Source organism: Azorhizobium oxalatiphilum (genome assembly GCF_014635325.1).
GTDB classification, from domain to species: Bacteria; Pseudomonadota; Alphaproteobacteria; order Rhizobiales; family Xanthobacteraceae; genus Azorhizobium; species Azorhizobium oxalatiphilum.
Genome location: NZ_BMCT01000001.1, coordinates 1,455,809 through 1,480,671, shown reverse-complemented (window position 1 = coordinate 1,480,671; position 24,863 = coordinate 1,455,809). Strand labels below are relative to the sequence as shown.

The window sequence follows — 24,863 nt, the reverse complement described above, 5'->3', positions numbered from 1 at the left end:
GCCAGAGAAAGCGAACGCTTATGGAACCCTGCTTCCTGACCGCCGCCGAGGCGGCATCCGCCATGCGGGCCGGCACGCTCACCAGCGAGGCCCTGATCCGCTCCTGTATCGAGCGCATCGAGGAGCGCGACCCTGACGTGAAGGCGTGGCTCTATGTGGACAAGGCGAAGGCCATCGCCACCGCCCGCGAGCTGGACAAGCGCGCGCCCATGGGCCCGCTGCACGGCCTGCCCTTCGGCGTGAAGGACATGATCGACACCGCCGACATGCCCACCACCTATAATTCGCCGGTCTTTCAGGGCTACCAGCCGGCGCGCGATGCCGCCTGCGTGGGTGTGGTGCGCTATTCCGGCGCCGTCATCCTCGGCAAGACGGATACGGTGGAATTCGCCACCGCCGGTCGCCGCGCCGCCACCCGCAATCCGAAGAACTTCGCCCACACGCCCGGCGGTTCCTCCTCCGGCTCGGGCGCGGCGGTGGGCGACCGGCAGGTGCAGCTCGCCTTCGGCACCCAGACCGGCGGCTCCCACATCCGCCCCGCTTCCTTCAACGGCATCTATGGCCTCAAGCCCACCTGGGGCTCGGTGAGCCGTGAGGGCGCCAAGCAGTATTCCAACATGCTCGACACCATCGGCTGGTATGGCCGCTCGGTGGCCGATCTGGCGCTCGTGGGGTCCGCGTTCCGCCTGCATGACGTGGGCGAGGTGGCGATGCCGGACGTGGCCGGCCTCAAGGTCGCGTGGTGCCGCTCGCCCTTCTGGGACCAGATCGAGCCGGCGGGCGAGAAGGCACTGGAAATGGCGCGGGACCGCCTCGCAAAGGCCGGCGCCAAACTCATCGAGCTGACCCTGCCGCCCGCCTTCGACGGCATGTTCGAGGCCCAGAACACCATCATGATGGCGGAAGGGCGCGCGTCCTTCCTCGACGTGTCGCTGGAGTTCGGCGACCGCCTGCATGCCGATTTTCATGATCGGGCGAACAATGCCCTCGGCATCACGCCGGAGAAGCTGATCGCCGCCTACAATCTCGCCGCCGAATGCCGCCGCGCCTTCGAGGCGCTCTATGCCGATTTCGACGTGGTGCTCACCCCCGCCTCCCCCGGCGAGGCGCCGGAGGGCAGCTACAACACCGGCAACCACATCTTCAACGCCATGTGGACGCTGCTGCACGTGCCCTGCCTCGGCATCCCCTGCACCACCGGCCCAAAGGGCCTGCCGGTGGGCGTGCAGATCGTCGCGCCGCGTTATGGCGATGCCCGCCTGCTGGCGCTCGGCGAAGCACTGGCGCCCGTCATCGACCAGGAAACCGCATCCTATGCGGCCGCAGCCTGAAACGCTGGGATTGGAGCTTCCACATGACCGACGTGATGACCGAAAGCCTTCAGGCGATCTTTGCCGCCAACTCGGCTTTCTATAACGAGCGCGGCTTCGAGCGGCGGGTGGGCTATGGCAGGAAGCCCGCCCTCGTGATCATCGACATGGCCAATGGCTGGACCCAGCCCGGCAGCCCCTTCTCCTGCGGCGGCATGGAAACGGTGATCCCGGCCAATCAGGCTTTGCTCGCCGCCTTCCGCGCCAAGGGCCTGCCGGTGGTCTTCACCACCACCGCCTATGACGTCACCTCCGGCCCGAACACGGACATGGGCCTGTGGTCGCGCAAGGTTCCGCTGGAAGCCATGAAGACCGGCAGCTGGGAGGCGGCCATCGACGATGCGCTGAAGCCGGCGGACGGCGAGTTCGTGATCCTGAAGAAGCGCGCCAGCGGCTTCCACGGCACCAACCTCTCCAGCATGCTGAAAGCCATGGGCGTGGATACGGTGATCATCACCGGCGTCACCGCCTCGGCCTGCGTGCGCCATTCCTGCGAGGACGCCATCGCGGAAGGCTTCCGGCCCATCGTGGTGCGCGAGGCGGTGGGCGACCGCATCGCCGGTGCGGTGGCCTGGAACCTGTTCGACATCGACGCCAAGTTCGGCGATGTGGAGCCGCTGGAAAAGGCGCTGGCCTATGTGGCCAGCCTCGAAGAGCAGCCCTTGCTCAACACCTGAAAAGCGCAACACCCGCAGCGCCTTGCCGCTGCGGGTGCGCACGACTGCCGGGCGGGGGCCGACAGTCGCCATGTGCCGTCCCCGCCGGTACCGGATGTACGGCGGGGATCGGCAGATCTCAGAACGTGACCTTGGCGAAGCCGCGCAGGTTGCGGCCGGGCAGGAGCACGTCGCTCTTGAACGAGGCCGAGTTCTGGATGTCCTCGTCGAGCAGGTTGGTGCCCGTCAGGCCCACCGTGAGCATCACCGGATTGAGCCCGTAGTCACCCACCTTGCGGGTGTAGCTCAGCTCGGCATTGAGCAGGTTGTATCCGGGCGTGGTGTCCTCGAAGGCCGCCACCTGATCCTGCCCGAAAGCATGCAGCAGGTTCACGCGCGCCGCGAAGGCGCCATCGCCCCAGTACAGGCCGCCGCCGAGACGATGGGGCGGCATGCGCGGCACATAGGAGCCGTCCGAGAAGGTGGCGTGGACGAAGTCATACTGGCCTTCCACGCCCCAGACGCCACCCCACAGCGCGCCCACGTCATACTGCGCCTTCAGTTCCACGCCATAGAAGGTGGCGTTGCGCTGGTCATAGGCCACCTGGTCGAATTCGCCGTCCGCAGCGCCGCAACTGGCAAAATCCTCGCCGCAGGTGATGCCGGTGAGCTGCTTGTAGATGAAGCCGTTGAAGCGGGTGTAATAGGCGCTGGCATCGAAGCGCACCGGCCCAACGGTGCGCGACAGGCCGATCTCGATGCTGCTGGCGCCTTCCTTCTGGAGGTCGGGATTGCCGAGGTCGAACGTGCCCGTGGCGTCATGGGCGCCCTTGGCATAGAGCTCGGGGGCGGTGGGCGCGCGCTCCACATATTGCGCCGTCAGGCGGCCGGTCATGCCCCAGGCCATATCCTGCAACAGGCCCACGGAAACGCTCACCGGCACGAAGGTCCGCTCGGCACCCGTGGTGGTCAGTTCCTCCGGCGGCGGCAGATAGTTGGCCGGGATGTCGCCCGCCGCGCCATTGACCTTCACGCCCTCGATGCGGCCGGCCATCTGGACCCGGGTGGAAGGGGCGAGGGTGAATTCCTCGAACAGGTAGGAGGCCGCGCTGGTGGTGCGCGTCGGGGCGAGGAATTCGTACATCTCGCCGGTCGTGTCGAGGTCGGTATAGTTGAACTGGAAGCCCAGCGCCCCCCGCATCAAGCCGATCGGCGTGCCGACGGGCACGTGCGCGATCTCCACGCGGCCCTCGAACGCCTTGCTCTTGAAGCTACCGTGCGTGACCTGCTGGTTCGCGGCCAGGATGTCGGCGGCGGATTCCTCCTCGCCTTCCTCATGGTCGTGCTCGTGCTCAAGGCCGCGCTCGCTGTGCTCATACTTGGACAGGCCGGTCCAGAAACGCACCGATTCCACCGGGCCGGACGCGAAGCGATACTCGCCCTTGCTCAGCCACTTGAGCTGCTCCATGTCGATATTGGTCTGAAGCTCAGCTTCCTCGCCCCCCGGAATGCCGTAGGTGGAGGCGAAGCGCGTCAGCGCCGAGCCCACATAGCCGCCGTCGAAATTGTAGGTGAGGCCCACCGCCTGCCCGTTGGAGCGCACATAGGTGTTCGCCTCCTTGCCGCCGCCGGGGATGGAATAGTCGCCGAAGGAGCGGCCGAAGGCGTCAGCATGCACCGCCCAGGCCCCCTGCCGTGCATCGACGCTCACCGAACCGTCGATGCCGTCATCCACCACCGTGCCGGCGCCCTGCATGGAGCCCTTGTAGCCGTCCTTGGTCAGCTCGGTGGGAATGCGGTTGTTCTCCGCATTCACCACACCGCCGATAGCCTGCGAGCCGTAGCGCAGGGTCGCCGGTCCCCGGATCACTTCGATACGCTGCGCCGACATGGGGTCGATGGGTACCGCATGGTCCTCGCCCAGTGCGGACACGTCCATGGCATCGATGCCGTTCTCGGCCATCTTCACGCGGACGCTTTCAAGCCCGCGGATGACCGGCCGACTCGCGCCGGGGGCAAACGTGCTGGAGGTGATGCCGGGCTGGGTGAACAGCACGTCCGCCAGCGTCGCCGCCGGGGACAGTTCGATCTGCCGCTGGCCAGCCACCGTCACCGGCGCGAAGGCGTCATTGACGAAGGAGAAGGAGCCGTAATTCCAGAACGCCGCCGCCGCGCCGTCGCCGCCAATGGGGCTGGCGGTGGTCACGTTCACGGCCGGCAGCTCCATCGCGGTGGCATCCGCCGCATTGCTGCGGGACTGCGCCTGAGCGGGAGCTGCGGACGCGAGCGAGACGAGCGGCGCAAGCATGCCGACGGAAACGAGAAAACGTGAAACGGCAGCCACGGCCGGCCCTCCAGCAAATGATACATTGCATCATTTGACGGAAGCGAAGCCGGAACGCAACAGAATGATACAGTATATCCATGCCCTCCACACGGCCCGTCCGCAACCGTGGCACGGCGGCAACATCACCCCTTGGCGAGGAAGGCGTCGAGCTTGTCGAAAGTGCCGGAGAAGCCGGTATTGAGGCTCTCGAGATTGGCGCCGAACACCTGCGCCTCGGCGGCGCTCGCCTGATAGGGCGAGAAGTCCAGCTCCAGCCGGGTCTCGCCGCCGTCGGCATGGAAGCCGAACTGGCCGAGCATGTCCTGCGGCCAGTCGCTCATGGCGGGGTGGCGCACGGAATGGCCGCTCGCGTCGGCAAAGCCGTGCAGCACTTCCAGCCGGCGGGTGGGCGCGATCTCGCGGAACAGCCAGCGGCCCCACATCTCCGCATTCTCCGGCCCCAGCAGCTGGAACACGAACAGGCCGCCGGGCACGAGGTTCAGCTGTGCACTGCCGACCGTGAAATCCTTCGGCCCCCACCATTGCTTCAGCTGGTCAGCCTTGGTGAAGGCCGCCCACACCGTGTCACGCGGCGCGGCGAAGCGGCGGCTCAGGTGGAAGACGGGGAGCGTGGTGGCGTCACTCATTGGCGGTTCCCTTTCCCTTTACGCGCCGCTGCGGGCGCCTTCCGAGGACGCGTGCGGAATGCCGGACCCGACATCCGCCGCCTCTTTTTCCAGCCTGTCGAGATGCATGCGGATGTGCGCTGCCTCTCCCGCCGTGGAGGCCAGCGCGATGGCGCGGTCGAAGGCCTCCCGCGCCTCGCGGCCGCGCCCGATCTGCATCAGCAGGCCGCCGCGCACGCCGTGGAAATAGAAATACCCACCAAGCCGCTCGCCCAGCGTCTCCACCAGCGCCAGCGCCGCCTCCGGCCCCTCGGCCTTGGAGACCGCCACCGCCCGGTTGAGGGTGATGACCGGCGAGGGATTGAGCCGCTCCAGCGCCAGATAGAGCCGGGCAATCTGCGGCCAGTCGGTGTCTTCCGCCCGCTCTGCCCGCGCATGCAGCGCGGCGATGGCGGACTGGATCTGATAGGCCCCCCGCGCCCTGTGGCGCATGGCCTTGTCGATGAGTGCCAGCCCCTCGGCGATCATGCGCCGGTTCCACCTGGTGCGGTCCTGATCTTCCAGCAGCACCACCGCGCCCTCCGCATCCGTGCGCGTAGCGGCGCGGGCGTGCTGGAGCAGCATGAGGGCCAGCAGGCCCATCAGCTCCGGCTCGGCGGGGAACAGGCGCAGCAGCAGGCGGGCGAGGCGGATGGCCTCCTCGCACAGCGCACCGCGCGTCTCGCCATCTCCCGTGGCAGCGGTGTAGCCCTCGGTGAAAACCAGATAGAGCATGGCCGCCACTGCCGCGAGCCGCTGGCTGCGCTCCACCGCACCGGGCGTCTCGAACGGCACGCCGGCCGCTGCCACCCGCGCCTTGGCCCGGGTGATCCGCTGCTCCATGGCGCTCTCGCCCACGAGGAACACCCGCGCGATCTGCTTCACGGAGAGGCCGGAGACGATGCGCAGGGCAAGCGCGATCTGCTGGGTGGCGGGCAGGTCGGGATGGCAGCAGATGAACATCAGGCGCAGCACGTCGTCGCGATAATGCGCGCCATCGAGCCGCTCCGCCGCATCGGCTTCCGCATCATCGAGATCGGACAGCACCGCCTCGTCCGGCAATTCGGTGAGCTTCTGGCGTCGCCGCACGCCGTCGATGCCGGCATTGCGCCCCACCATCACCAGCCATGCCACGGGATCGCGCGGCGGACCGTTCTCCGGCCAGTGCTTCAGCGCCCTGAGGCAGGCATCCTGCACCGCCTCCTCGGCGGCATCCAGATCGCGGAAATAGCGCAGCAGCGCCGCCACTGCCTGCGGCCGCGCGCCGGACAGCGTGGCGGCGATCCAGCCAGCGTCCGGCATGTCGATGGCGCTCATGCGGGCGGGCCGGGGAAGAACAGCGCGGTCGGGCGGATCTCATAGGAACCGCCGGGATTGGCGCTGCCGAGCTCGCGGGCGATGTCCAGCACCTCGTCCAGCGATTCTGCGTTGATGATGTAGAAGCCCAGAAGCTGCTCGCGCGTCTCCGCGAACGGGCCGTCGATGACCAGCGGCGGGTCGGTGTCTTTGCGCAGGGTGGTGGCGGCGGTGGTGGGCAGCAGGCGCACCACCGGGCCGAGCTTGCCCTCCTTGGCGAGGCGATCCTGCACCACCATGAGGCGCGCCATAACCGCCGCATCCTCCTCGGCGCTCCAGGCCCCGACCACGTCCTCGGAATGATAGCAAAGGATGGCATACTGCATGGTGGCGTCTCTCCCATTGGAGCGGCGAGCTTAGAGCGGGATGCACCCCGCCCCAAGCCGCCGATACCCAAAGGACGCAGACGGCATGCAGGTGCCGACATTCAGATCCGATTTTATTCAGTCGCCGTGGATCAGGCGCTCGAACAGGTCCGGCGAGCCCATCTGGCCGCCCTTCAGCATGAGTTCGAGCCCATCCAGCCCCGGCGCATCGCTGTGCACCCGGCAGAGCGCCACGCCCGGCGAGGGCATGCCGAGATAAGCAAGGCCCCACAGGTCCAGCGCCTGCACCGCGCGGCTCGACGTATCGCCGCCCGCAATGCCCAGCCGCTTCACCGGCGCTTTGGCCAGAACCGCATTCAGGAAGGCGGCCGTGGCAACAGCCACTTCGCCCGGCGGCAGGGTCGTGTCCCCCTCCCCGCCCTCGGGCGCGGTGGTGGCGAGCACGGAACGTCCGGCCTTCAGGTCCACACCGATGGCCTCGGCCTGCGCTGCGGCATAGGCGGGATCGCGCGCCAGTTGCTCCGCGTCGAGCTGGAGCTTCACATAGGAGACCGCCGCCTCGCGCTGGCGCCGGGTGATGGGCGACAGGCTGCCCGCCAGAAGGAACACAGGCCCCTCCGACGGCGCGAGCCGTGCGGAGGGGCCCGGCTCCGCCCCCCAATGGGCGCAGACCGCCTGTGCGACGGAACTGGCACCCACTGCCAAAACCTTTTCCCGTTCCGCCGCCTGCCAGATGAGGCGGCCGACGATGGCGAGATCTTCCACGCGGGAGACATCGAACAGCACCGCGTCCGGCGTGTCCGCCAGTAGCGTGCCCAGCCGCGCGTCGAGGGCGTCAGCGCCCTCCGCATAGGCCGGATAGTGCAGCCCCGCCACGCGGGCGAGTCCCTGCGCGGCCAGATGGCGGCGCAGGTCCGCCTCCGCCATGGGCGTCACAGGATGCACGCTCATGGTGGGATGGCGGTCGATGCGGAACACCTCCCCGCCCGTGCCCGCCGCCGCGAACAGATTGGAGAAGGTGCAGAAGCGCCCGATGTTCGGCTGCCCACCGACGATGGGGCTCAGCGCGTTCGGGAAGGCCCCGCCGAGCACGGACACCGCATGCCCGATGCTGCCCACATGCGGCGCGCTGTCGAAGGTGGAGCAGCACTTGTAGTGCATCAGCCGCACGCCAAGATCGGCGAAGAAGGCCGCGACGGGCAGAAGTTCCGCCGTCATCTCGCCCGGCGCCATGGCGCGCGACGCCCCCGCGATGCCCACCGCATCGAGGTCGCCGGCACGACGGAGCTGGTCCGTCGTGGGGATGCCCCGGAACAGGATCGCCTTCTGCCCGCGCTGGGCCAGCACGGCGAGCGTATCGCTGGCGCCGGTGAAGTCGTCGCCGTACCAGCCGTAGCGCGGGGCCATCAGTTTCTGCCTGTCAGTGCTTCTTGCCGAAGAAGGCAAGCGCCTTCGCCAGCGCGTCATGCCGGGTGGCGGCGCTCTCCAGGCTCTCGCCCGCCATCACCGCTTCCCACGCCTCGCGGATGCTGGCCACGCCCGCCGCCGGCCCATCGGGATGGGCCATGATGCCGCCGCCGGCCATGAACAGCAGGTCCGCATTGCCGGTCGCCGCATAGGTGGCGGGCACCGTGCCGGCCCACTGGCCGGACGAGAAGGCGGGCATCACCCGGTCGTCCTCGGTGGTGGAGAGCGGCTGCACGCAATCGCGCGCGCCTTCGACGACCTCGGTGTCCGGCTGCGAGAACTTGCCCTGCAGACCATGCACATGCATGTGGTCCACACCCGCCAGACGCCAGAGCACCTGATAGGCCTGGAAGCCGATGCCGAGCAACGGATCGCGCGCGAAGGCGCCATAGCCGTTGCGATGGCCATGCAGCGCCAGATCGGTGGCGCGGCGCAGGGTCTGGATGGCCGAGAAGCCGCACCAGTTGAGGCTCGCCATCACGCAGGTGCCGCCTTCGCGAGTCACCAGCTCCGCATGGCGCAGCATGGCGTCGGTCTCGTCCGTGATATTGAAGGCGACCATCACCAGCTTGCCGGTGCGCTCCGCATGGTCGCGCACCCGGCGCATCACCGCCGGCACGCGCTCGGCGAGCGGGGCATGGGCGGGATTGGCGCAGATCTCGTCATCCTTGATGAAATCGAGCCCGGCGGCGCAGAGCTGCCCCGCCAGTTCGCCCGTTTCCTCCGCCGAGAGGCCCACGTTCGGCTTGATGATGGAGCCCACAAGCGGCCCTGCCTCCACGCCGGTGAGGGCGCGGGTGCCCGCAAGGCCCTGCTTCGGCATGTCGAAGGCGAGGCGGTAGTCGTCGGGCAGCCACATGCTCTCCAGCCGCATGCCCGTGACCTCGCCGAGGTCGTACAGATTGCCGGCCACCGTCGAGGCGAGCGTGGGCAGGTTGGCGCCCACGTTGATCACCGGAAAAGCCAGCCGGATGCGCGCCCGGCGATAGGGCCCGGTGACGCCGCGCCGTTCCAGGAAGGCGTTGGGCAGGCTGGGCGTATCGCGCGTTTCAAGCTCGACCACGGAGAGGACTTCCGCGCGTGAGCGGGCGCGCAGTTCGTCCGTCTCGCCATGCACCCGGGTGAAGGTGCCGCTGGACTGTTCCCCCGCCATCACGTCCGCCACCTTGGCGGGATCGAACGGGGTCTCGATCAGGTAACTGGCCTCGAAACGCGACATGACAGCCTCAGAGCGTCGAGAGATCGGGGAAGGGCCGCACCGGATCCGTGCCGTCCCAGCCTTCGGAGGCTTCGCGGATCATCTTGAACAGCTTGCCCTTGGGGCCAGCCACTTCGGACAGCTCGATCACCGTGCCGGGGTGATATTCGGTGTCGAAATAGATGAAGCGGCCCTTCTCGCCCACTTCGCCGCCCATCACCGGCTTGAAGCCTTCCTTGAGGAGGCGCTCAAGATCGGCGTCGTAATTCTCGGTCCAGTAGGCCACGTGCTGGAGGCCGGTGTTCCCCGCCTGCAGGAAGTCGCGATACATGGAGGGAGCGTCGTTGCGGCACTGGATCAGTTCCATCTGCAACGGGCCGGAATTGGCCAGCGCGACGGAATTGTGCACCTCGTAGCGCTCGCCGCGATAGGTGTAGTTCACGATCGGGACGCGCGGATTATAGAACCACGGGCCGATGCCGAGCACCCGGCTCCAGTAGTCCATCGCCGCCTCGATGTCCTTCACCACATATCCGGCCTGCCGGATGTCGCCGAAAAAGCGGCTCATGACGTTACCTCGTTTATTGAGCGATGGATCACAGGAAGCCGATCGAGAACCACGGAATGGCTGCCACGATGACGAGCCCGATCAGCAGGGCCGCCACATAGCCCCAGATATGCCTGAGGCCCTCGTCCGGATTGATCTTGGAGATGGCGCAGGCGCCGTAATAGCCAACCCCGAACGGCGGGGCGAAGAGGCCGATGCCCATGGCGAAGATCACCACCATGGCATAATGCACCTCGTGCACGCCCGCCGCTTTCGCGATGGGGAACAGCAGCGGCCCGAACAGCACGATGGCCGGGATGCCCTCCAGCACGCTGCCGAGGATGATGAACGCCACGATGGAGATGGCGAGGAAGCCGTAGGCGCCGCCGGGGATCGCCGCCATGGCACGGGCGAGATTCTGCGAGAAGCCGGACTGGGTCAGGCCCCAGGCCATGGCCGTGGCGCAGCCCACGATGAAGATGATGGCGCCGGTGAGCGAGGCCGTCTCGATCAGCATGGGCTTGAGACGCCGCCAGTCGAACCGGCGATAGATCAGCAGCCCCGCCGCCACCGCATAGACGATGCCGATGGTGGACACTTCCGTGGCGGTGGCGATGCCTTCCACCACGGCGGCGCGGATCACGAAGGGCAGCGCGATGGCCGGGATCGCCACCAGCGCCAGCTTGCCGATCTCCGCCGCCGAGGGCTTGCGGATGTGGCTCAGGTCTTCCTTGCGGTAGCGCCACCACACCACGGTGCACAGGCACGCGCCCAGTACGAGGGCCGGCACCATGCCGCCGGTGAACAGCGCGGCGATGGAGACGCCCGTGACCGAGCCGATGGTGATGAGCACGATGGAGGGCGGAATGGTCTCCGTCTGCGCGCCGGTGGCGGAGAGCAGAGCCACGAGGTCGCCCTCCTTGGCGCCGCGGGCCTTCATCTCCGGGAACAGGATGGGCGCGATGGCCGCCATGTCGGCGATCTTGGAGCCGGAGATGCCGGACACCAGATACATGGCGCCGATGAGCACATAGGACAGGCCGCCGCGCACATGGCCCAGCAGGCTGGCGAGGAAGGCGATCATGGCCTTGGCCATGCCGGTCATCTCGATCAGCGCGCCGAGGAAGATGAACAGCGGCACCGCCAGCAGGATGAGATGGCTCATGCCCTCGTCGAGGCGCCCGACCATCACCAGCATGGGCGTGCGGGTGGTGAGCGCCAGATAGCCGAAGGTAGCCAGCGCGAAGGCAAAGGCGATGGGCACGCCGGTGAAGACGCACAGCCCCACCACGCCGACGAAGAAGATGATGAGGTTGAGCTGGCCGAGCGGCTTCAGCACCGGGCCGAGCAAATAGAAGGCGCCCATCAGCACGGCAGTGATGGCGATGGCCGTCAGCAGCGCCTTCAGCGAGCCGAAGCGCGCGAGGCGGGCGAAGGAAGCCAGCACCATCAGCGCGAGGCCGGCCGGAATGGCCAAAGCGCGCCAGAAATTGCTAATCTCCAGCGCCGGGGTGACGATGAACTGCTCCTCGATGGCATAGTCCAGCGCCGGATGCAGGATGAGGCCGAGGAAGGCCAGCGGCACGACGATGCCGAGCGCTTCAAGCACGGCACGGGTCTGTGGACCGGCGAAGCCGAGGCAGCCGGTCATGCGCATGTGCTCACCGCGCCGGAGCGCGATCACCGCGCCCAGCATGGACAGCCAGAGGAAGAGAATGGAGGCCAGCTCGTCCGACCACACCAGCGGGGCGTGGAAGACGTAGCGTGCCATCACGCCGGCGAAGAGGACGACGATCTCCACCAGAACGATGGCCGCCGCCGCCAGCTCGATGAGCCCGAAGAAGGCCCCTTCCACCCGCGCGACGGCGGACGCAGCCGGTCGTTCGGCGGCCGAGGCATCGGCCGCCGTGTGAGACAGGGAGCCGGACATGGGGCCTCCGTTCAGACGTTCAGCAAAAGTCCGGGCCTCCCGCCTCTTCCGAGGACAAGCGGGATGGCTCCGTTCCGTTCTTTGGCAATCCCGACGCGGACGTGCCGCGCACGTCCGCCGGATGACCGGGATCGAGGATCAGGCGAGCTTGCCGACCGCGCCTTCCAGCAGGCCCCACACGTCATCGCCGAAGCGGCCCTTCCACTCCACGTAGAACCCGCTGTCGCGCAGCTTGGCGCGGAAGCTGTCGGGGTTGGTGGTGTTGAAGGCGAGGCCGTTCTTCTCCAGATCCGCCTGCACGCCCTGGTTCAGGGACTTGATGTCGGCGCGCTGGGCGAGACCGGCGTCATTGATGGCGGAGGCGACGATCTTCTGCAGGTTCTCCGGCAGGCCCTTCCACTCGCGGCCGTTGGCGATGAACCAGTAGCCGTCCCAGATGTGGTTGGTCAGCGAGGCGAACTTCTGCACCTCATAGAGCTTGGCCACCTGGATGATGGGCAGCGGATTCTCCTGCGCGTCCACGATCTTGGTCTGGAGCGCGGAATAGACTTCCGAGAACTGGAGGCTGGCGGGAGCCGAGCCCAGCGCCTTGAACATGGAGACGGAGAGCGGGCTCACCGGCACGCGGATCTTGAGGCCCTCCATGTCCTTGGCTTCCTTGATCGGCGCCTTGGACGAGGTCATCTGGCGGAAGCCGTTGTCCCACATCTTCTCGAAGGCATAGAGGCCGACCTTGGAAATGGCGCCGCGCACATGGGCGCCGAGCGCGCCATCCATGGCCTTCCACACCTGATCATAATCGGCGAAGGCGAAGCCCACCGCATTGATGGCGGCGGCCGGCACCAGGGTCGCAATCACCAGCGCCGAGGGGGTGAAGAAGGTGACGCCGCCCGAGCGCACCTGCGCCAGCATGTCGGTGTCGCCGCCGAGCTGGTTGTTGGGGAAGATCGCGATCGTAACCTGGCCCTTGGTCTCCGCCTCCACCCGCTTCGCAAACTCCTGCGCGCGGATGTTGAGGGGATGGGTCATGGGCAGGTTGTTGGCGTAGCGCAGCTCATATTCGGCGGCACGCAGGATGCTCGGCATGCCGATGAGGCCTGCGGCGGAAGCGGCACCGGCGGCGGCAACGAACTGGCGGCGGGACAGAGACGGCATCGGATCCTCCCCAAAATGATGTTTTTTGATGTTTTTCCTGCAACGTTTTGCGATGATATGAAGTACCATCCAGTGCCGTCAATTTGAAAGAATGATGTGATTTGATGTCTTCCGATGCCATGACATCAGGCATTCCGGAGTCCGCCGGTGGAGACGAGGCCAATGGCGGCGGGGGCCTGCCGCGCCCTGCCCTCGCCCGCCTGCCGGACGTGGCGCGCCGGGCCGGTGTTTCCACTGCGACAGTGGACCGCGTCCTCAACAAACGGCCGGGCGTGCGCCCCGTCACCGTGCAGCGGGTGCTGAAAGCGGCGGCGGAGCTGAACTACATTCTGGAAAGCGAGATCGCGCCACCGGTGGCGCCGCTGCGCCTCGTCTTTCTCCTGCCCGCCGGCACCAACCGTTTCCTTGGCCTGCTGGGCCGACTGATCGCGAGCGGCGCGCCGGACCTCGCCGAGCGGCAGATTCATGCCAAGGTCGAATATATCAAGAGCTTCAGCCCCGACCTTCTGGCCCGCGCCCTGCTCCAGCACGGCAAGAGCGCCGACGGCATTGCCTTCATGGCGCTGGAACACCCGGCGGTGCGCGAGGCGGTGAACGCACTGGCCGACAAGGGCGTGCCCACCGTGACGCTGATCTCGGACCTGGGGGCTGCGAAGCGCGTGGCCTGCATCGGCCTCGACAACCGCTCGGCGGGGCGCACGGCGGGCTCGCTCATCGCCCGCTTCATTGGCGCGCGGCCGGGAAAGGTGGCGATGATCGCCGGCTCACTCTCCTACCGCGCCCATGAGGAGCGCGAGATGGGTTTCCTGCATCTGTTCGAGGAGATGTATCCGCAGATCGAGGTGGTGGGTCTGCGCGAGGGACAGGACGACGAGGCCCGCAACTATCGCCAGACCCGGCAGTTCCTCGCCAAGCATCCCGATCTCGCGGGCATCTACAATATCGGCGGCGGCGCGGCTGGCGTCGGCAAGGCGCTGCGCGAGATGCGCCGCACCGACGTTGTGTTCGTCGGCCACGGCCTAACCCCGGATACCCGCGCACTGCTGCTGGACGGCACCATGGATGCGGTGATCACGCAGAATCCGGAAAGCGCGATCCAGAGCTGCGTCGGCATTTTCTCGAATTTGCGTGCCGGGCGTGATCCGATGATGGGTATCGCCCCACCGCGCATCGACATCGTGCTGCGGGAGAACCTGCCCTGAGGCCGACGAAACGCGCCCCCGTGCTCACTTGCCCTGCAGAAAAGGATGGCAATTCGCTCCGCGCAGTACAACCATAAGGCGTACATCAAAGCCTGTGGGGGCGACTGATGAAGGTCGACCTTGGTCGTCTGCAAATCGCCATGGAGGGGGTTCTCCCGGCCGCAATGGGTGTGACCGGATGGACAGAGACGCTTGATCAGTTGCAGATCGCAACAGGCGCCCAGGGCGTCAACCTCATGAGCGCTGCCAGCTCATTTCCCGCCATCCAGTACAGCTCCAGCATCTCCAGGTCGGTGGAGGCGTATTTCGCCGAAGGCTGGGCCGAGCGGGATTATCGCGCCCGGGCCATTCCCCTTTTCCAGACGCAGCGTGTCATCATTGATAGCGATTTCATGTCTGGGGAGGACTATAATAACGAATTCTTTCGGTTCATGGGCTCCCACAAGTTGAAGTACAGTGCGCTCGTGGGTTTCGGGTCGGGAAAGCAGGCTCTCTCCTGCTCCCTGCACCGCCACGCAGACGCCGCGCCTTACAGCCCGGAAGAAGCCCTGATACTGAATGGATTGTCAGAGCGCCTGACGTTGGCGGCGTCATTCGCCAGCGCGATTTCCGATGCCAAGGTCGAGGGTCTCGGCGAGGCGTTCGACCGCATGAAAACCGGCGCCATCTTTTTCGACCGGGGCGGCCACGTCGTGCGCATGAATGCCTGCGCCGAAGCCCTGATGGGCGAGGATCTTAACGTCTCAAGAGGGGAGATTCGGGCGCGCCTCCCCGCCGAGACCAAGCAATTGCATCGTCAGATCCGGATCGCGGCGGGCCTCGCCGGTGATGTGACGATGGCCGATGCCGTCCGTTTGTCGCGCGACGGGAAGCGGCCTCTCGTCATCCGCTTCCAGCAGGTCAGCGGCTTCATCCGGGATTTCTTCGCCAGAGCCAAGGTCATGGCCATCATTACCGATCTGGAGATGCCGCCGCAGCCAGACCCGAGGACTATCCAGCAAGCCTTCGGCCTCACCCCGGCCGAGGCTGTCATCGCCCTCCTGCTCGCGCAGCGAAAGAGCGTGCAGGAGATCGCGGAAGTGCGGGCCATCTCGCAGGAAACGGCTCGCATCCACATCAAGTCGATCTTCCGCAAGCTCGACGTCAACCGGCAGGCCGAGGTCGTCTCGATCATCGCCAGCTTGCGCTGAAGGCCTCTTACTCCGCCGGAGGGGTCGGCGGCGGCGGTGCCCGGCGATGGTCACGCTGGGTGATCAGGCGGGCCGAGTGGTGGCCGATGAGGAAGATCCACAACCAGTTCATCGCCACCGCGAGGCGGCTGCGGGTGCCGATCAGGAAGTAGATGTGGGCGAGGCCCCAGATCCACCACGCCAGCCAGCCCTTCAGCTTGAAGCCTTCATATTCGATCACCGCCACGCTGCGGCCCACGGTCGCCAGATTGCCGAGGTGCCGGTAGGCGAAAGGCGGCAGTGCCGGCCGGCCTGCGAGGCGGGCCTTGATCACCTTGGCCACATAGCTGCCCTGCTGCTTGGCGGCAGGGGCCACGCCCGGCACCGGCTTGCCATCCGCCGTGGAGGCGGCGGCCGTGTCGCCGATGACGAAGATATTCGCGTCCCCCGGCACAGTGAGGTCCGGCTCCACCTTGACGCGGCCGGCGCGGTCGGCCGGCGCGTCGAGCCATGCGGCGGCGGGCGAGGCCTGCACGCCGGCGGCCCAGATCATGGTGCGGCTCGGCACCAGCTCGGTGCCGATGGTGACGCCCTCGGCATCGCAATTGGTCACGGGCGTGCCGGTGCGGACTTCGACACCGAGCCGCTCCAGCTCATGCGCCGTATAAGCGGACAGCTCCGGCGAGAAGACGGGCAGCACGCGCGGGCCGGCCTCGATGAGCAGGATGCGGGCATTGCGGGTATCGATGCGGCGGAATTCCTTCACCAGCGCCTTCTTGGCCAGATCGGAGATGATGCCGGCCAACTCCACTCCGGTCGGTCCCGCACCGATGATGCAGAAGGTGAGCAGCGCTGCGCGCCGGGCGGGATCCTCTTCCAGCTCAGCCTGCTCGAAGGCCAGCAGCATGCGACGCCGAATGGTGGTGGCATCCTCCAGCGTCTTCAGGCCGGGCGCATGGGGCTCCCATTCGTCATGGCCGAAATAGGCATGGCGGGCGCCGGTGGCGAGCACCAGCGTGTCATAGGCAACCCGCTGACCATCGGCGAGGATCACTTGCTGTGCCGCACGATCCACCCCCTTCACCTCGGCGAGGAGTGTCGTTACGTCAGCCCGGTCGCGGAACAGGTGGCGGATCGGCCAGGCGATCTCGGAGGTGGCCAGCAGGGTGGTCGCGACCTGATACAGCAGCGGCTGAAACAGATGATGATTCCGCTGGTCGATCAACGTGATGCGAACGTCGGGCCCGTGCAGGTCGTGGACCAGCTGGATGCCGCCGAAGCCGCCCCCGACCACCACGACGTGATGCTCACCCATGAAAAACCACTCCTTGCCGCTCTACCTTGGCAAGGAAACGCCCTGCCGCATACATCGCTTGTTGCGCGATATATGCTGCACTGCAACATCAATGCGACAAAATCTTGGAGAGAAAATTCCGGGCCCGCTCGCTGCGCGGGGTGCCGAAGAAGTCTTCCTTAAGGGCATCTTCCACGATCTCGCCCTGATCCATGAAGACAACGCGATGGGCCACCTTGCGGGCGAATCCCATCTCGTGGGTCACGACCATCATGGTCATGCCCTCGCGGGCCAGTTCCACCATCACGTCCAGCACCTCGGTGATCATCTCCGGGTCCAGCGCCGAGGTGGGCTCGTCGAACAGCATGCACACCGGGTCCATCACCAGCGCGCGGGCGATGGCGACGCGCTGCTGCTGGCCGCCGGAGAGCTGGCCGGGAAATTTCTGGGCGTGGGCGCTCAGCCCCACCCTTTTGAGCAGCGCCTCGGCCTTGGCCACCGCCTCATCATGCCCGCGCCCGAGCACCTTCTCCTGTCCGAGGCACAGGTTCTGGATGATGGAGAGATGCGGGAACAGCTCGAAATGCTGGAACACCATGCCGACGCGGGCGCGCAGCTTGGGCAGATTGGTCTTGGACGCGTTGACGGTGACGCCATCCACCACGATCTCGCCGTTCTGGATGGTCTCCAGCGCATTGACCGTCTTGATGAGCGTGGACTTGCCGGAGCCGGACGGCCCGCACACCACGATCACCTCGCCCTTCTCCACCTCGACGCTACAGTCTTTCAGCACCTGAAACTGCGGGCCGTACCACTTGCTGACATTGCGCATGGAGATCATGGACATGTGGCTACTCCGGGCGCGTCAGCGGGCGACGGCGAGGCGGCGTTGCAGCCGCTTCACCAGCATGGACGCAGTGAAGGAAATGAGGAAATAGACGGCGGCTGCGAACAGATACATTTCCGCCAGCCGCCCATCACGCTGGGCGATCTTGGAGGCGGCGCCGAGGAAATCGGTGATGGAGAGCACATAGACCAGCGAGGTGTCCTGAAACAGCACGATGGTCTGGGTGAAGATCACCGGCAGCATGTTCCGGAACGCCTGCGGCAGCACCACATAGCTCATCACCTGCCGGTATGTGAGGCCGATGGCATAACCCGCCGCCACCTGTCCGCGCGGAATGGACTGGATGCCCGCCCGCATGATCTCGGAGAAATAGGCCGCCTCGAACAAAGTGAAGGTGATGATGGTGGAAGACAGCGCCCCCACCTGGATCGGCTGGTCCGCGCGCAGCGCCCATTGGCCGATGTAGGGCATGAGGAAGTAGAAGAGGAAGATCACCAGCACCAGCGGCAAGGCGCGCATCACATTGACATAGCCTGCCGCAATCTTGGGCAGAACCGGCAGGGATGAGAGCCGGATCATGGCGATCAGCGTGCCGAGGATGACGCCGCCCACGGTCGCCACCGCCGTCAGCGTGAGGGTGAAGGTCATGCCCTCCTTGAAGAGGTAGGGCAGCGAGCGCAGGATGACCCCGAAGTCGAAATCGCTGAACATCGCTCACCTCGCCGCGTTGAAGCCGGGGACCGCCAGACGGCGTTCCAGCGCCCGCATGCCGAAGGTCACGATGGCATTGAGCAGGAGATAAATGACGGTGGCCGCCGTGAAGGCCTCGAACACCTGGAAGGAGAATTCCTGCATGGAGCGCGCTGCGCCCGTCAGCTCCATCAGCCCGATGGTGAGGGCCACGGAGGTGTTCTTGATGGTGTTGAGGAATTCCGACGTCAGCGGCGGCAGCACGATGCGATAGGCCATGGGCAGCAGGATGTAGCGATAGGTCTGCGCAGGGGTGAGGCCGATGGCGGTTCCCGCCATGCGCTGGCCCTTGGGCAGGGCACTGATGCCCGCGCTCACCTGCGTCGCCACGCGCGACGACATGTAGAGGCCGATGGCCACCACCGCCGTGTAGAAGGCGCCGTAGCGCAACTGCTTGATCCAGATGCCCCATTCGCGCGGCAGCAGTTCCGGCACCACGAAGAACCAGAGGAACAGCTGCACCAGCAGCGGAATGTTGCGGAACAGCTCCACATAGGCGCCCGCCACCCACTGGGCCGTGCGCGACTGCAGGGTGCGCAGCACGCCGATGGCCGAGCCGAACACCAGCGCCACCACCCATGCGCAGAGCGCGGTGACGATGGTCCAGCGCAGGCCGCCCAGCAGCATGTCGAGATAGGTGCCCTGCCCGTCCGGCGAAGGCTCCAGCAGGATGCCCCAGTTCCAGTGATAATTCACGCCCCGACTCCCGGCAGCCATCCCCGGCCTTCGTCATGCAATGGGCATGCCGAAATGATGCGATCCGCCGGCCGCGGGGACGGCGGATCGCGTTTGCGTCAGATACCGGGCTCAGCCGGTGCCCAAAGCTCAGTAGGCGGCCGGATCACCGCTGTCGGTGGGCGTGGCGAAAGCCTTCTTCAGCTCGGCGCCCAGCGGCACGTTGAGGTTGAGGCTCTTCGGCGGGATCGGGCTCTGGAACCACTTGGTGTAGATGGTCTGGATCTCCGGGCTCTTGTAGAGCGCGGCGGTCGCGCCATCGGCCACCGCCTTGAACGGCGGATCATCGCGGCGGAGCATGATGCCGTAGGGCTCCGGCAGCGAGAAGGCGTCCTCCGAGATCACATAAGCGGAGGGATCCTTGGAGCCGGCAACAAGGCTCGCCAGCAGGATGTCGTCCATCACGAAGGCGACGGCGCGGTCGGTCTCCACCATGAGGAAGGCCTCGGCGTGGTCCTTGGCCGGCACCACGTTGATGTTGAGGCTCTTGGCGGCGTTGGCTTCCGTCACCTGCTTGATATTGGTGGTGCCGGCGGTGGACACCACCGTCTTGCCCTTGAGATCGGCGATGGACTTGATGTTGCTCGCCTTCTTGGAGACGAAGCGGCTGGCGGTGAGGAAGTGGGTGTTGGTGAAGCCCACCTGCTTCTGGCGCTCCACATTGTTGGTGGTGGAGCCGCACTCCAGATCCACCGTGCCGTTGGCGATCAGCGGGATGCGGGTGGCGGAGGTGACGGGATTATACTTCACCTCCAGCTTGTCCAGCTTGAGGTTGCTCTTCACTGCGTCGACGATCTTGGCGCAGATGTCCATGGCGAAGCCCACGGGCTTCTGGTTGTCGTCGAGATAGGAGAAGGGCACGGACGATTCCCGGTAGCCGATGGTGATGGCGCCGGTGTCCTTGATCTTCTTGAGCGTGCCGGTCAGCTCCTGCGCGGAGGCCGGGATGGCGGCGGGCAGGCTGAAGGCTGCGGCAAGGCAACCGGCCAACAACAGACGTGCGGTGCGCATGTGACTTCTCCTCTGGATGAACAGGTGCCGGAACGATGTTCGGATCCGCCGGGCGCTTCTGCGTCGCCCGCCGGTGGCAATGTCAGATGGTGTCGGTGATGAGGTCCACCCCCGGGCATGAAAAAGCCCGGGACGCGCTGGCAGGAGCACCGTCGGCGACCAAAGATGACGTCATGGCACGGGCCTCGTCCTGCAGCGGAACCACCGTGAGCCTACCGCAGCGGGACGGCTGTCGGGAAGCCATGCCATACGCGACAATGGTCGCAATCGCGTCAGGAGCGCTATTTGCTGCTACCCCATCGCAAGGTCCACAATTTGGACCCATATATTTTCCTTCACTTGCAGCGTTTTGCAGCATCATCTCAGCAATGCGAAGATCAGACCTGCGGCAAACTTTGGACCGGGCGTCGAGCTATGCGGCAGGGGGCGTTCCCGTTTTTCATCGCCCGCTATAAACAGGGGCCAACATCAAGACCCAAAAGGTGAGGACAAGGACGCCATGGTAAAGTCGCAGGCAAAGGTCGCTCTCGTCACGGGCGCGGCGCGGGGCATCGGGTTGGCAGTGGCGCGGCGCGCGCTGGCCGAGGGCTGGAATGTCGCCCTGCTGGATATCGAGGGCGAACTGCTCGCCGCCGCCGTCAAGGAGCTGAACGAGCCCGAGCGCACGCTGGCGCTCCCCTGCGACGTGGCCGACCGGGCCGGCGTGAAGGCCGCCGTCGCCAAGGTGGCGGAGCGCTTCGGCCGACTCGATGCGCTGGTGAACAATGCGGGCGTCGCCGTCTTCAAGCCGATTCTCGACATCGAGGACGAGGAGTGGGACCGCGTGCTGGCGGTCAATCTCGCTGGCCCCTTCAACTGCACCAAGTCGGCTGCACCTCTGATGCGTGATGGCGGTGGCGGCGCCATCGTCAACATCACGTCCATCTCGGGCCTGCGCGCTTCCACGCTCCGGGCCGCCTACGGCACCAGCAAGGCGGGCCTCGCCCATCTGACCAAGCAGCTGGCGGTGGAGCTGGCCAGCTCCAACATCCGCGTCAATGCTGTGGCGCCTGGCCCGGTGGAAACAGCCATGGCGAAGCTCGTGCACTCCGCTGCCATCCGCAAGGATTATCACGACGCGATTCCCCTCGCCCGCTACGGGCTGGAAGAGGAACTGGCGGAGGCCATCTTCTTCCTGTGCAGCGACCGGGCCAGCTACATCACCGGCCAGGAGCTGGCGGTGGATGGCGGCTTCGATGCCGCCGGCATCGGCCTGCCCACCCTGCGCGGCACCAGCGGCAACGGCTGATCCCTCTCCGCTCTCCGGTTCCGGCCGGAGAGCCCCTACCGGGGAACTGCTCGTTAGCTAGCCATATAATGCGTTATAAACAGGCTTGACTGTTTGTAAGTTGGATGGCTTGCTCTAGCGGTATACCAGCCGGTGGAGGTGGAAATTGGTGGAGCGTCGCAGGCGATCCCAGCATGAGCGCGCGGCGGAAACCTCCGCCCGGCTGCTCAACGCGACGGTCGATCTCCTGCACGACAATGGCTTCTCGCGCCTCTCCACGCCCCTCATCGCCGCCCAGGCCGGCGTCTCGCGCGGCGCGCTGACCCACCATTTCTCCTCCAAGGAGGAACTGGTGACGGACGCCATCAACCACATGCTGGAACAGGTGACGGCGGACCTCCACCGTTTCGCGGAGGACATCGCCCGCCGGCGCGGCTCCAGCGACGAGATCGTCGACTACATCTGGCGGATGATGTCCGACCGGCTGTTCTACGTGACCATGGAATATCTGCCGGAGGCCCGGCACAATGACGAGTTCAAGGACCGGCTGATCCCGGTGGTGAAGAACTTCCATGCCGGCCTCGACGCCATCTGGATGGCGCTCGCCACCAGCCGCGGCGTGGATCCCGACCACACCCGCACGGTGATGAACACCACCATGTGCCTGGTGCGCGGCATGATCGCCCAGACCGTGCTGCGCGAAGACCCCGGCTATTATTCCGACATGCTGGGCTTCTGGAAGATGCAGCTCGCCCAGCAATTCCCCGACCAGGGGGCCGCTGTCGCCGTCCCGCCCCCGGCCACCAACAGCTCCCTCAAGCCGGCACCCGCCCCGAAGGCCGCGCCGGCCCGCCCCTCGCAATCCCCCGCCCGCGCCGCGCGTCCGCGCGGGGCCCGCGTCTGAACACGTCCGGAGTAGAAACATGTCGTCGTTCCTGTTCACCAACGCCCATATCGTCGATGGCAGCCAGGCCGAGCGCGGCGCGCCGGTCAACGTGCTGGTCGAGGGCGAAACCATCCGCGAGGTGGCCCCGAAGATCACCTCCGCGAGCGCCGAAGTCATCGACCTCAAGGGCCGCACCCTGATGCCCGGCCTGATCGACGCCCACGTGCACACCATCGCCTGCAACCCGGACCTCGGCGCCAACGCCAAGCTGCCCGACAGCCTCGTCGCCGTGCGCGCCATGAAGCTGATGGGCGAGATGCTGATGCGCGGCTTCACCACCGTGCGTGACGTGGGTGGCGCCGACAAGGGCCTCAAGGTGGCGGCGGCGGAAAGCGCCCTGCCCACTCCGCGCCTGTCCGTCTGCGGCAAGGCGCTGAGCCAGACCGGCGGCCATTGCGATTTCCGCGGCCCCTATGACGATCGCGAGACCACCCGCACCGGCTTCAAGCTCGGCGCCCTCGGCCGCGTGGTGGACGGCGTGCCGGAGATGCGCCGCGCCGCCCGCGAGGAGATCAAGGGCGGGGCCGAGTTCATCAAGATCATGGCCAATGGCGGCGTCGCCTCGCCCACCGATCCCATCCACTTCCTCGGCTTCTCTCGCGAGGAGCTGTTCGCGGTGGTGGAAGAGGCTGCCAATGCCGGCACCTACGTGTCCGCCCATCTCTACACCGACGAGGCCATCCGCCGCGCGGTGGAGTGCGGCGTCCACTCGCTGGAGCACTGCAACCTCATCAAGTCCGAGACCGCGAAGTTCGCCGCCAGCAAGGGCGCCATCGCGGTGCCCACGCTGGTGACGTACGACAAGCTCTCCAGCGAGGGCGCGGAAATGGGCTTCCCCGCCGGCTCGGTGGCCAAGATCGACAACGTGCGCCTCGCCGGCATGGAATCCATCGCCATCATGCGCGAAGCCGGCCTGCTGATGGCCTATGGCTCGGACCTGCTGGGCGAGATGCACCGCCACCAGTCGGAAGAGTTCGTGATCCGCGGCCGCGTGATGCCGGCGCACGAGGTCATCGCCTCCGCCACCTCCATCGCCGCCAAGCTGCTGCGGATGGAAGGCCAGATCGGCACCATCGCCGCCGGCGCCTTCGCCGACCTGATCGTGGTGGACGGCGATCCGCTGAAGGATCTTTCCCTGCTCACCCGCCAGGGTGCCCACATGCCGCTGATCATGCAGGGCGGCGTGGCGTTCAAGAACACCGGCCTCAACTGAGTTGATGAACAAGAACACCATCACTTCCAGACCTGAAGGGATAGAAAAATGAACATCACCCGTCGCCAGACCCTCGCCGGCCTCGCCAGCACCATGCTGCTTCCGGCCCTGTCCGGGACCGCCTTCGCGCAGGCCGCCAACTTCCGCATCGGCGCGCTGAACCCGATCACCGGCTCCGGCGCCGCCTACGGCTCCGGCATGCAGAAGATGATCCTGGCCGCCGCCGAGGTGGTGAATGCCGCCGGCGGCGCCGCCGGCAAGAAGCTGGAAGTCTTCGCCGAGGACGACCAGAGCCAGCCGCAGGCCGCCGTGCTGGCCGCCAAGAAGCTGATCGACGTCAACAAGGTGCAGTCCATCCTCGGCACCTGGGCCTCGGGCGTGTCGCTGGCCGTGGCGCCGCTCACCAACGACGCCAACATCATGCTCATGAACACCTCCGGCGCCCCGGCCCTCTCGGTGCCGCCGGCCAATGCCAAGGGCCTGCTGTTCCGCTTCCAGGCCACCAACGACCGCTTCGGCCGCGCCTTCGCGGAAGTGGCCAAGAAGGAAGGCTTCAAGCGCCCCGTGACCATGGCGTTCAACAACGCTTCCGGCATCGGCAATGCGGACGGCTTCAAGAAGGCCTGGGAAGCGCAGGGCGGCAAGGTGTACGAGAGCATCGTGTACGAGCCCAACCAGCCCAGCTACCGCGCCGAGCTGCAGAAGGCGCTGGCCGCCAAGCCCGACGTCATCGTGATGGGCTCCTACCTCGCCGACACCACCATCATCCTGCGCGAGTGGTTCCAGACCGGCGAGACCACCAAGTTCATCATGCCCGCATGGGCCGGCAATCCGGACCTCGTGAAGGCGCTCGGCCCGGAGGTCTCCGAAGGCATCATCGCCGTCGACAGCATCTCCAACGAGGGCTCCGAGGCGTTCAAGGCCTATGACGCGGCCTATCAGAAGGCCATGGGCCAGAGCGGCCTCAACAACGTCTACGCCGCCATGACCTGGGACATGGTGATCGTGCTGGCGCTGGCCATGGAGGCCGCCGGCCCCAACGCCGACGTGCCGGCCATCGCCAAGAAGATGTTCGAGGTCGCCGGCCCCGGCGGCAAGCCGGTCGCCACCTTCGCCGAAGGCAAGGAAGCACTGAAGTCGGGCAAGATCGACTATCAGGGCGCCTCCTCCGTGCTCGACTTCGACAAGTTTGGCGACGTGACGCCGGACTTCTCCGTCTCGGTCGCCGAGAAGGGCAAGATCGAGCGCAAGTACGTGGTCAAGCTCAGCGCCTGATCCCGATGATCCGCCCGCCCCGTCTTCCGGACGGGGCGGGCCTCCACCCATTTCCGTGCCCGGTCCCTCCGGGCCATCCCCCCTACCCCGCCGCGCCCCGGCCGAGGCAGAGGACCGACAGAACCGTGACCAAGACCGCATCCGTTTCCCGCCGCGCG

At 66.6% G+C, this 24,863-nt stretch carries 22 protein-coding genes; 8 read left to right on the top strand and 14 right to left on the bottom strand.

The features are described from left to right. Positions 1-20: 20 nt before the first annotated feature. Positions 21-1,331 (top strand): amidase, encoded by a 1,311-nt coding sequence (locus IEW24_RS06575; protein WP_188576510.1) that lies wholly within the window; start codon positions 21-23, stop codon positions 1,329-1,331. Between the two features lie 23 nt (positions 1,332-1,354). After that, on the top strand, positions 1,355-2,047 hold the full coding sequence (locus IEW24_RS06570) for an isochorismatase family protein (protein ID WP_188576508.1): 693 nt from the start codon (positions 1,355-1,357) through the stop codon (positions 2,045-2,047). A gap of 118 nt (positions 2,048-2,165) precedes the next feature. Here the strand turns inward: IEW24_RS06570 and IEW24_RS06565 are convergent, their stop codons facing one another. From IEW24_RS06565 to IEW24_RS06525, 9 genes are all read right to left on the bottom strand, one after another. After that, the gene (locus IEW24_RS06565; protein ID WP_244644187.1) at positions 2,166-4,370 is read right to left on the bottom strand and encodes a TonB-dependent receptor; all 2,205 of its coding nucleotides are present in this window, start codon (positions 4,368-4,370) and stop codon (positions 2,166-2,168) included. A 125-nt stretch (positions 4,371-4,495) separates the two neighbouring features. After that, complete coding sequence (locus tag IEW24_RS06560) at positions 4,496-4,999, bottom strand: SRPBCC family protein (RefSeq protein WP_188576506.1); 504 nt, start codon at positions 4,997-4,999, stop codon at positions 4,496-4,498. Positions 5,000-5,017: 18 nt separating this feature from the next. Further along, positions 5,018-6,319 carry an RNA polymerase sigma factor gene (locus IEW24_RS06555; RefSeq protein WP_188577435.1) on the bottom strand — a complete coding sequence of 434 codons (1,302 nt, stop codon included), beginning with the start codon at positions 6,317-6,319 and terminating at the stop codon, positions 5,018-5,020. 11 nt (positions 6,320-6,330) lie between these two features. Further along, a complete protein-coding gene (locus IEW24_RS06550) occupies positions 6,331-6,699 on the bottom strand; it encodes a YciI family protein (protein ID WP_188576504.1) in 369 nt (122 codons plus the stop codon). A 117-nt stretch (positions 6,700-6,816) separates the two neighbouring features. Then, positions 6,817-8,106 (bottom strand): four-carbon acid sugar kinase family protein, encoded by a 1,290-nt coding sequence (locus IEW24_RS06545; protein WP_188576502.1) that lies wholly within the window; start codon positions 8,104-8,106, stop codon positions 6,817-6,819. A 13-nt stretch (positions 8,107-8,119) separates the two neighbouring features. Further along, positions 8,120-9,385, bottom strand: a complete 1,266-nt coding sequence (locus IEW24_RS06540) for a ribulose-bisphosphate carboxylase large subunit family protein (RefSeq protein WP_188576500.1) — start codon at positions 9,383-9,385, stop codon at positions 8,120-8,122. A gap of 7 nt (positions 9,386-9,392) precedes the next feature. Then, complete coding sequence (locus IEW24_RS06535) at positions 9,393-9,932, bottom strand: VOC family protein (RefSeq protein WP_188576498.1); 540 nt, start codon at positions 9,930-9,932, stop codon at positions 9,393-9,395. 28 nt (positions 9,933-9,960) lie between these two features. Continuing rightward, positions 9,961-11,841, bottom strand: a complete 1,881-nt coding sequence (locus IEW24_RS06530) for a TRAP transporter large permease (RefSeq protein WP_188576496.1) — start codon at positions 11,839-11,841, stop codon at positions 9,961-9,963. Between the two features lie 138 nt (positions 11,842-11,979). Beyond that, positions 11,980-12,996, bottom strand: coding sequence for a TRAP transporter substrate-binding protein (locus IEW24_RS06525; RefSeq protein ID WP_188576494.1), 1,017 nt, complete (start codon positions 12,994-12,996; stop codon positions 11,980-11,982). Positions 12,997-13,100: 104 nt separating this feature from the next. Between IEW24_RS06525 and IEW24_RS06520 the strand changes: the two genes are divergently transcribed. Further along, a complete protein-coding gene (locus tag IEW24_RS06520; protein ID WP_244644186.1) occupies positions 13,101-14,198 on the top strand; it encodes a LacI family DNA-binding transcriptional regulator in 1,098 nt (365 codons plus the stop codon). Positions 14,199-14,305: 107 nt separating this feature from the next. Then, entirely contained in the window at positions 14,306-15,388 is a 1,083-nt protein-coding gene (locus IEW24_RS06515) for a helix-turn-helix transcriptional regulator (RefSeq protein WP_188576493.1), read from the top strand. Positions 15,389-15,395: 7 nt separating this feature from the next. Here IEW24_RS06515 and IEW24_RS06510 read toward each other — a convergent pair whose 3' ends face one another. The 5 genes from IEW24_RS06510 to IEW24_RS06490 form a co-directional block, all read right to left on the bottom strand. Further along, entirely contained in the window at positions 15,396-16,682 is a 1,287-nt protein-coding gene (locus tag IEW24_RS06510; protein WP_188576491.1) for an NAD(P)/FAD-dependent oxidoreductase, read from the bottom strand. Positions 16,683-16,770: 88 nt separating this feature from the next. Continuing rightward, complete coding sequence (locus IEW24_RS06505) at positions 16,771-17,502, bottom strand: amino acid ABC transporter ATP-binding protein (RefSeq protein WP_188577431.1); 732 nt, start codon at positions 17,500-17,502, stop codon at positions 16,771-16,773. Between the two features lie 24 nt (positions 17,503-17,526). Beyond that, positions 17,527-18,219: an amino acid ABC transporter permease gene (locus IEW24_RS06500; protein WP_188576489.1), complete on the bottom strand. Its 693-nt coding sequence runs from the start codon at positions 18,217-18,219 to the stop codon at positions 17,527-17,529. A 3-nt stretch (positions 18,220-18,222) separates the two neighbouring features. Further along, positions 18,223-18,954, bottom strand: coding sequence for an amino acid ABC transporter permease (locus tag IEW24_RS06495; RefSeq protein ID WP_188576487.1), 732 nt, complete (start codon positions 18,952-18,954; stop codon positions 18,223-18,225). Positions 18,955-19,083: 129 nt separating this feature from the next. Continuing rightward, positions 19,084-20,004, bottom strand: coding sequence for an amino acid ABC transporter substrate-binding protein (locus IEW24_RS06490; protein WP_188576485.1), 921 nt, complete (start codon positions 20,002-20,004; stop codon positions 19,084-19,086). Between the two features lie 499 nt (positions 20,005-20,503). On the opposite strand from IEW24_RS06490, the gene IEW24_RS06485 reads away from it, so the two are divergent. The 4 genes from IEW24_RS06485 (at position 20,504) to IEW24_RS06470 (ending at position 24,705) form a co-directional block, all read left to right on the top strand. Then, complete coding sequence (locus tag IEW24_RS06485) at positions 20,504-21,292, top strand: SDR family NAD(P)-dependent oxidoreductase (protein WP_188576483.1); 789 nt, start codon at positions 20,504-20,506, stop codon at positions 21,290-21,292. Positions 21,293-21,440: 148 nt separating this feature from the next. Next, a complete protein-coding gene (locus IEW24_RS06480; RefSeq protein WP_244644249.1) occupies positions 21,441-22,175 on the top strand; it encodes a TetR/AcrR family transcriptional regulator in 735 nt (244 codons plus the stop codon). Positions 22,176-22,194: 19 nt separating this feature from the next. Beyond that, positions 22,195-23,430, top strand: coding sequence for a metal-dependent hydrolase family protein (locus IEW24_RS06475; protein WP_188576480.1), 1,236 nt, complete (start codon positions 22,195-22,197; stop codon positions 23,428-23,430). 48 nt (positions 23,431-23,478) lie between these two features. Then, positions 23,479-24,705 carry an ABC transporter substrate-binding protein gene (locus IEW24_RS06470; protein ID WP_188576478.1) on the top strand — a complete coding sequence of 409 codons (1,227 nt, stop codon included), beginning with the start codon at positions 23,479-23,481 and terminating at the stop codon, positions 24,703-24,705. Positions 24,706-24,863: the final 158 nt, after the last annotated feature.

Bases quoted from the DNA above. Each gene is read 5' to 3' on its own strand.
- IEW24_RS06535 (WP_188576498.1), bottom strand. From the start codon at position 9,932: ATGAGCCGCTTTTTCGGCGACATCCGGCAGGCCGGATATGTGGTGAAG.
- IEW24_RS06470 (WP_188576478.1), top strand. From the start codon at position 23,479: ATGAACATCACCCGTCGCCAGACCCTCGCCGGCCTCGCCAGCACCATG.
- IEW24_RS06530 (WP_188576496.1), bottom strand. From the start codon at position 11,841: ATGTCCGGCTCCCTGTCTCACACGGCGGCCGATGCCTCGGCCGCCGAA.
- IEW24_RS06500 (WP_188576489.1), bottom strand. From the start codon at position 18,219: ATGTTCAGCGATTTCGACTTCGGGGTCATCCTGCGCTCGCTGCCCTAC.
- IEW24_RS06575 (WP_188576510.1), top strand. From the start codon at position 21: ATGGAACCCTGCTTCCTGACCGCCGCCGAGGCGGCATCCGCCATGCGG.
- IEW24_RS06525 (WP_188576494.1), bottom strand. From the start codon at position 12,996: ATGCCGTCTCTGTCCCGCCGCCAGTTCGTTGCCGCCGCCGGTGCCGCT.
- IEW24_RS06560 (WP_188576506.1), bottom strand. From the start codon at position 4,999: ATGAGTGACGCCACCACGCTCCCCGTCTTCCACCTGAGCCGCCGCTTC.
- IEW24_RS06540 (WP_188576500.1), bottom strand. From the start codon at position 9,385: ATGTCGCGTTTCGAGGCCAGTTACCTGATCGAGACCCCGTTCGATCCC.
- IEW24_RS06475 (WP_188576480.1), top strand. From the start codon at position 22,195: ATGTCGTCGTTCCTGTTCACCAACGCCCATATCGTCGATGGCAGCCAG.
- IEW24_RS06555 (WP_188577435.1), bottom strand. From the start codon at position 6,319: ATGCCGGACGCTGGCTGGATCGCCGCCACGCTGTCCGGCGCGCGGCCG.
- IEW24_RS06505 (WP_188577431.1), bottom strand. From the start codon at position 17,502: ATGATCTCCATGCGCAATGTCAGCAAGTGGTACGGCCCGCAGTTTCAG.
- IEW24_RS06490 (WP_188576485.1), bottom strand. From the start codon at position 20,004: ATGCGCACCGCACGTCTGTTGTTGGCCGGTTGCCTTGCCGCAGCCTTC.
- IEW24_RS06510 (WP_188576491.1), bottom strand. From the start codon at position 16,682: ATGGGTGAGCATCACGTCGTGGTGGTCGGGGGCGGCTTCGGCGGCATC.
- IEW24_RS06570 (WP_188576508.1), top strand. From the start codon at position 1,355: ATGACCGACGTGATGACCGAAAGCCTTCAGGCGATCTTTGCCGCCAAC.
- IEW24_RS06520 (WP_244644186.1), top strand. From the start codon at position 13,101: ATGTCTTCCGATGCCATGACATCAGGCATTCCGGAGTCCGCCGGTGGA.
- IEW24_RS06545 (WP_188576502.1), bottom strand. From the start codon at position 8,106: ATGGCCCCGCGCTACGGCTGGTACGGCGACGACTTCACCGGCGCCAGC.
- IEW24_RS06515 (WP_188576493.1), top strand. From the start codon at position 14,306: ATGAAGGTCGACCTTGGTCGTCTGCAAATCGCCATGGAGGGGGTTCTC.
- IEW24_RS06485 (WP_188576483.1), top strand. From the start codon at position 20,504: ATGGTAAAGTCGCAGGCAAAGGTCGCTCTCGTCACGGGCGCGGCGCGG.
- IEW24_RS06550 (WP_188576504.1), bottom strand. From the start codon at position 6,699: ATGCAGTATGCCATCCTTTGCTATCATTCCGAGGACGTGGTCGGGGCC.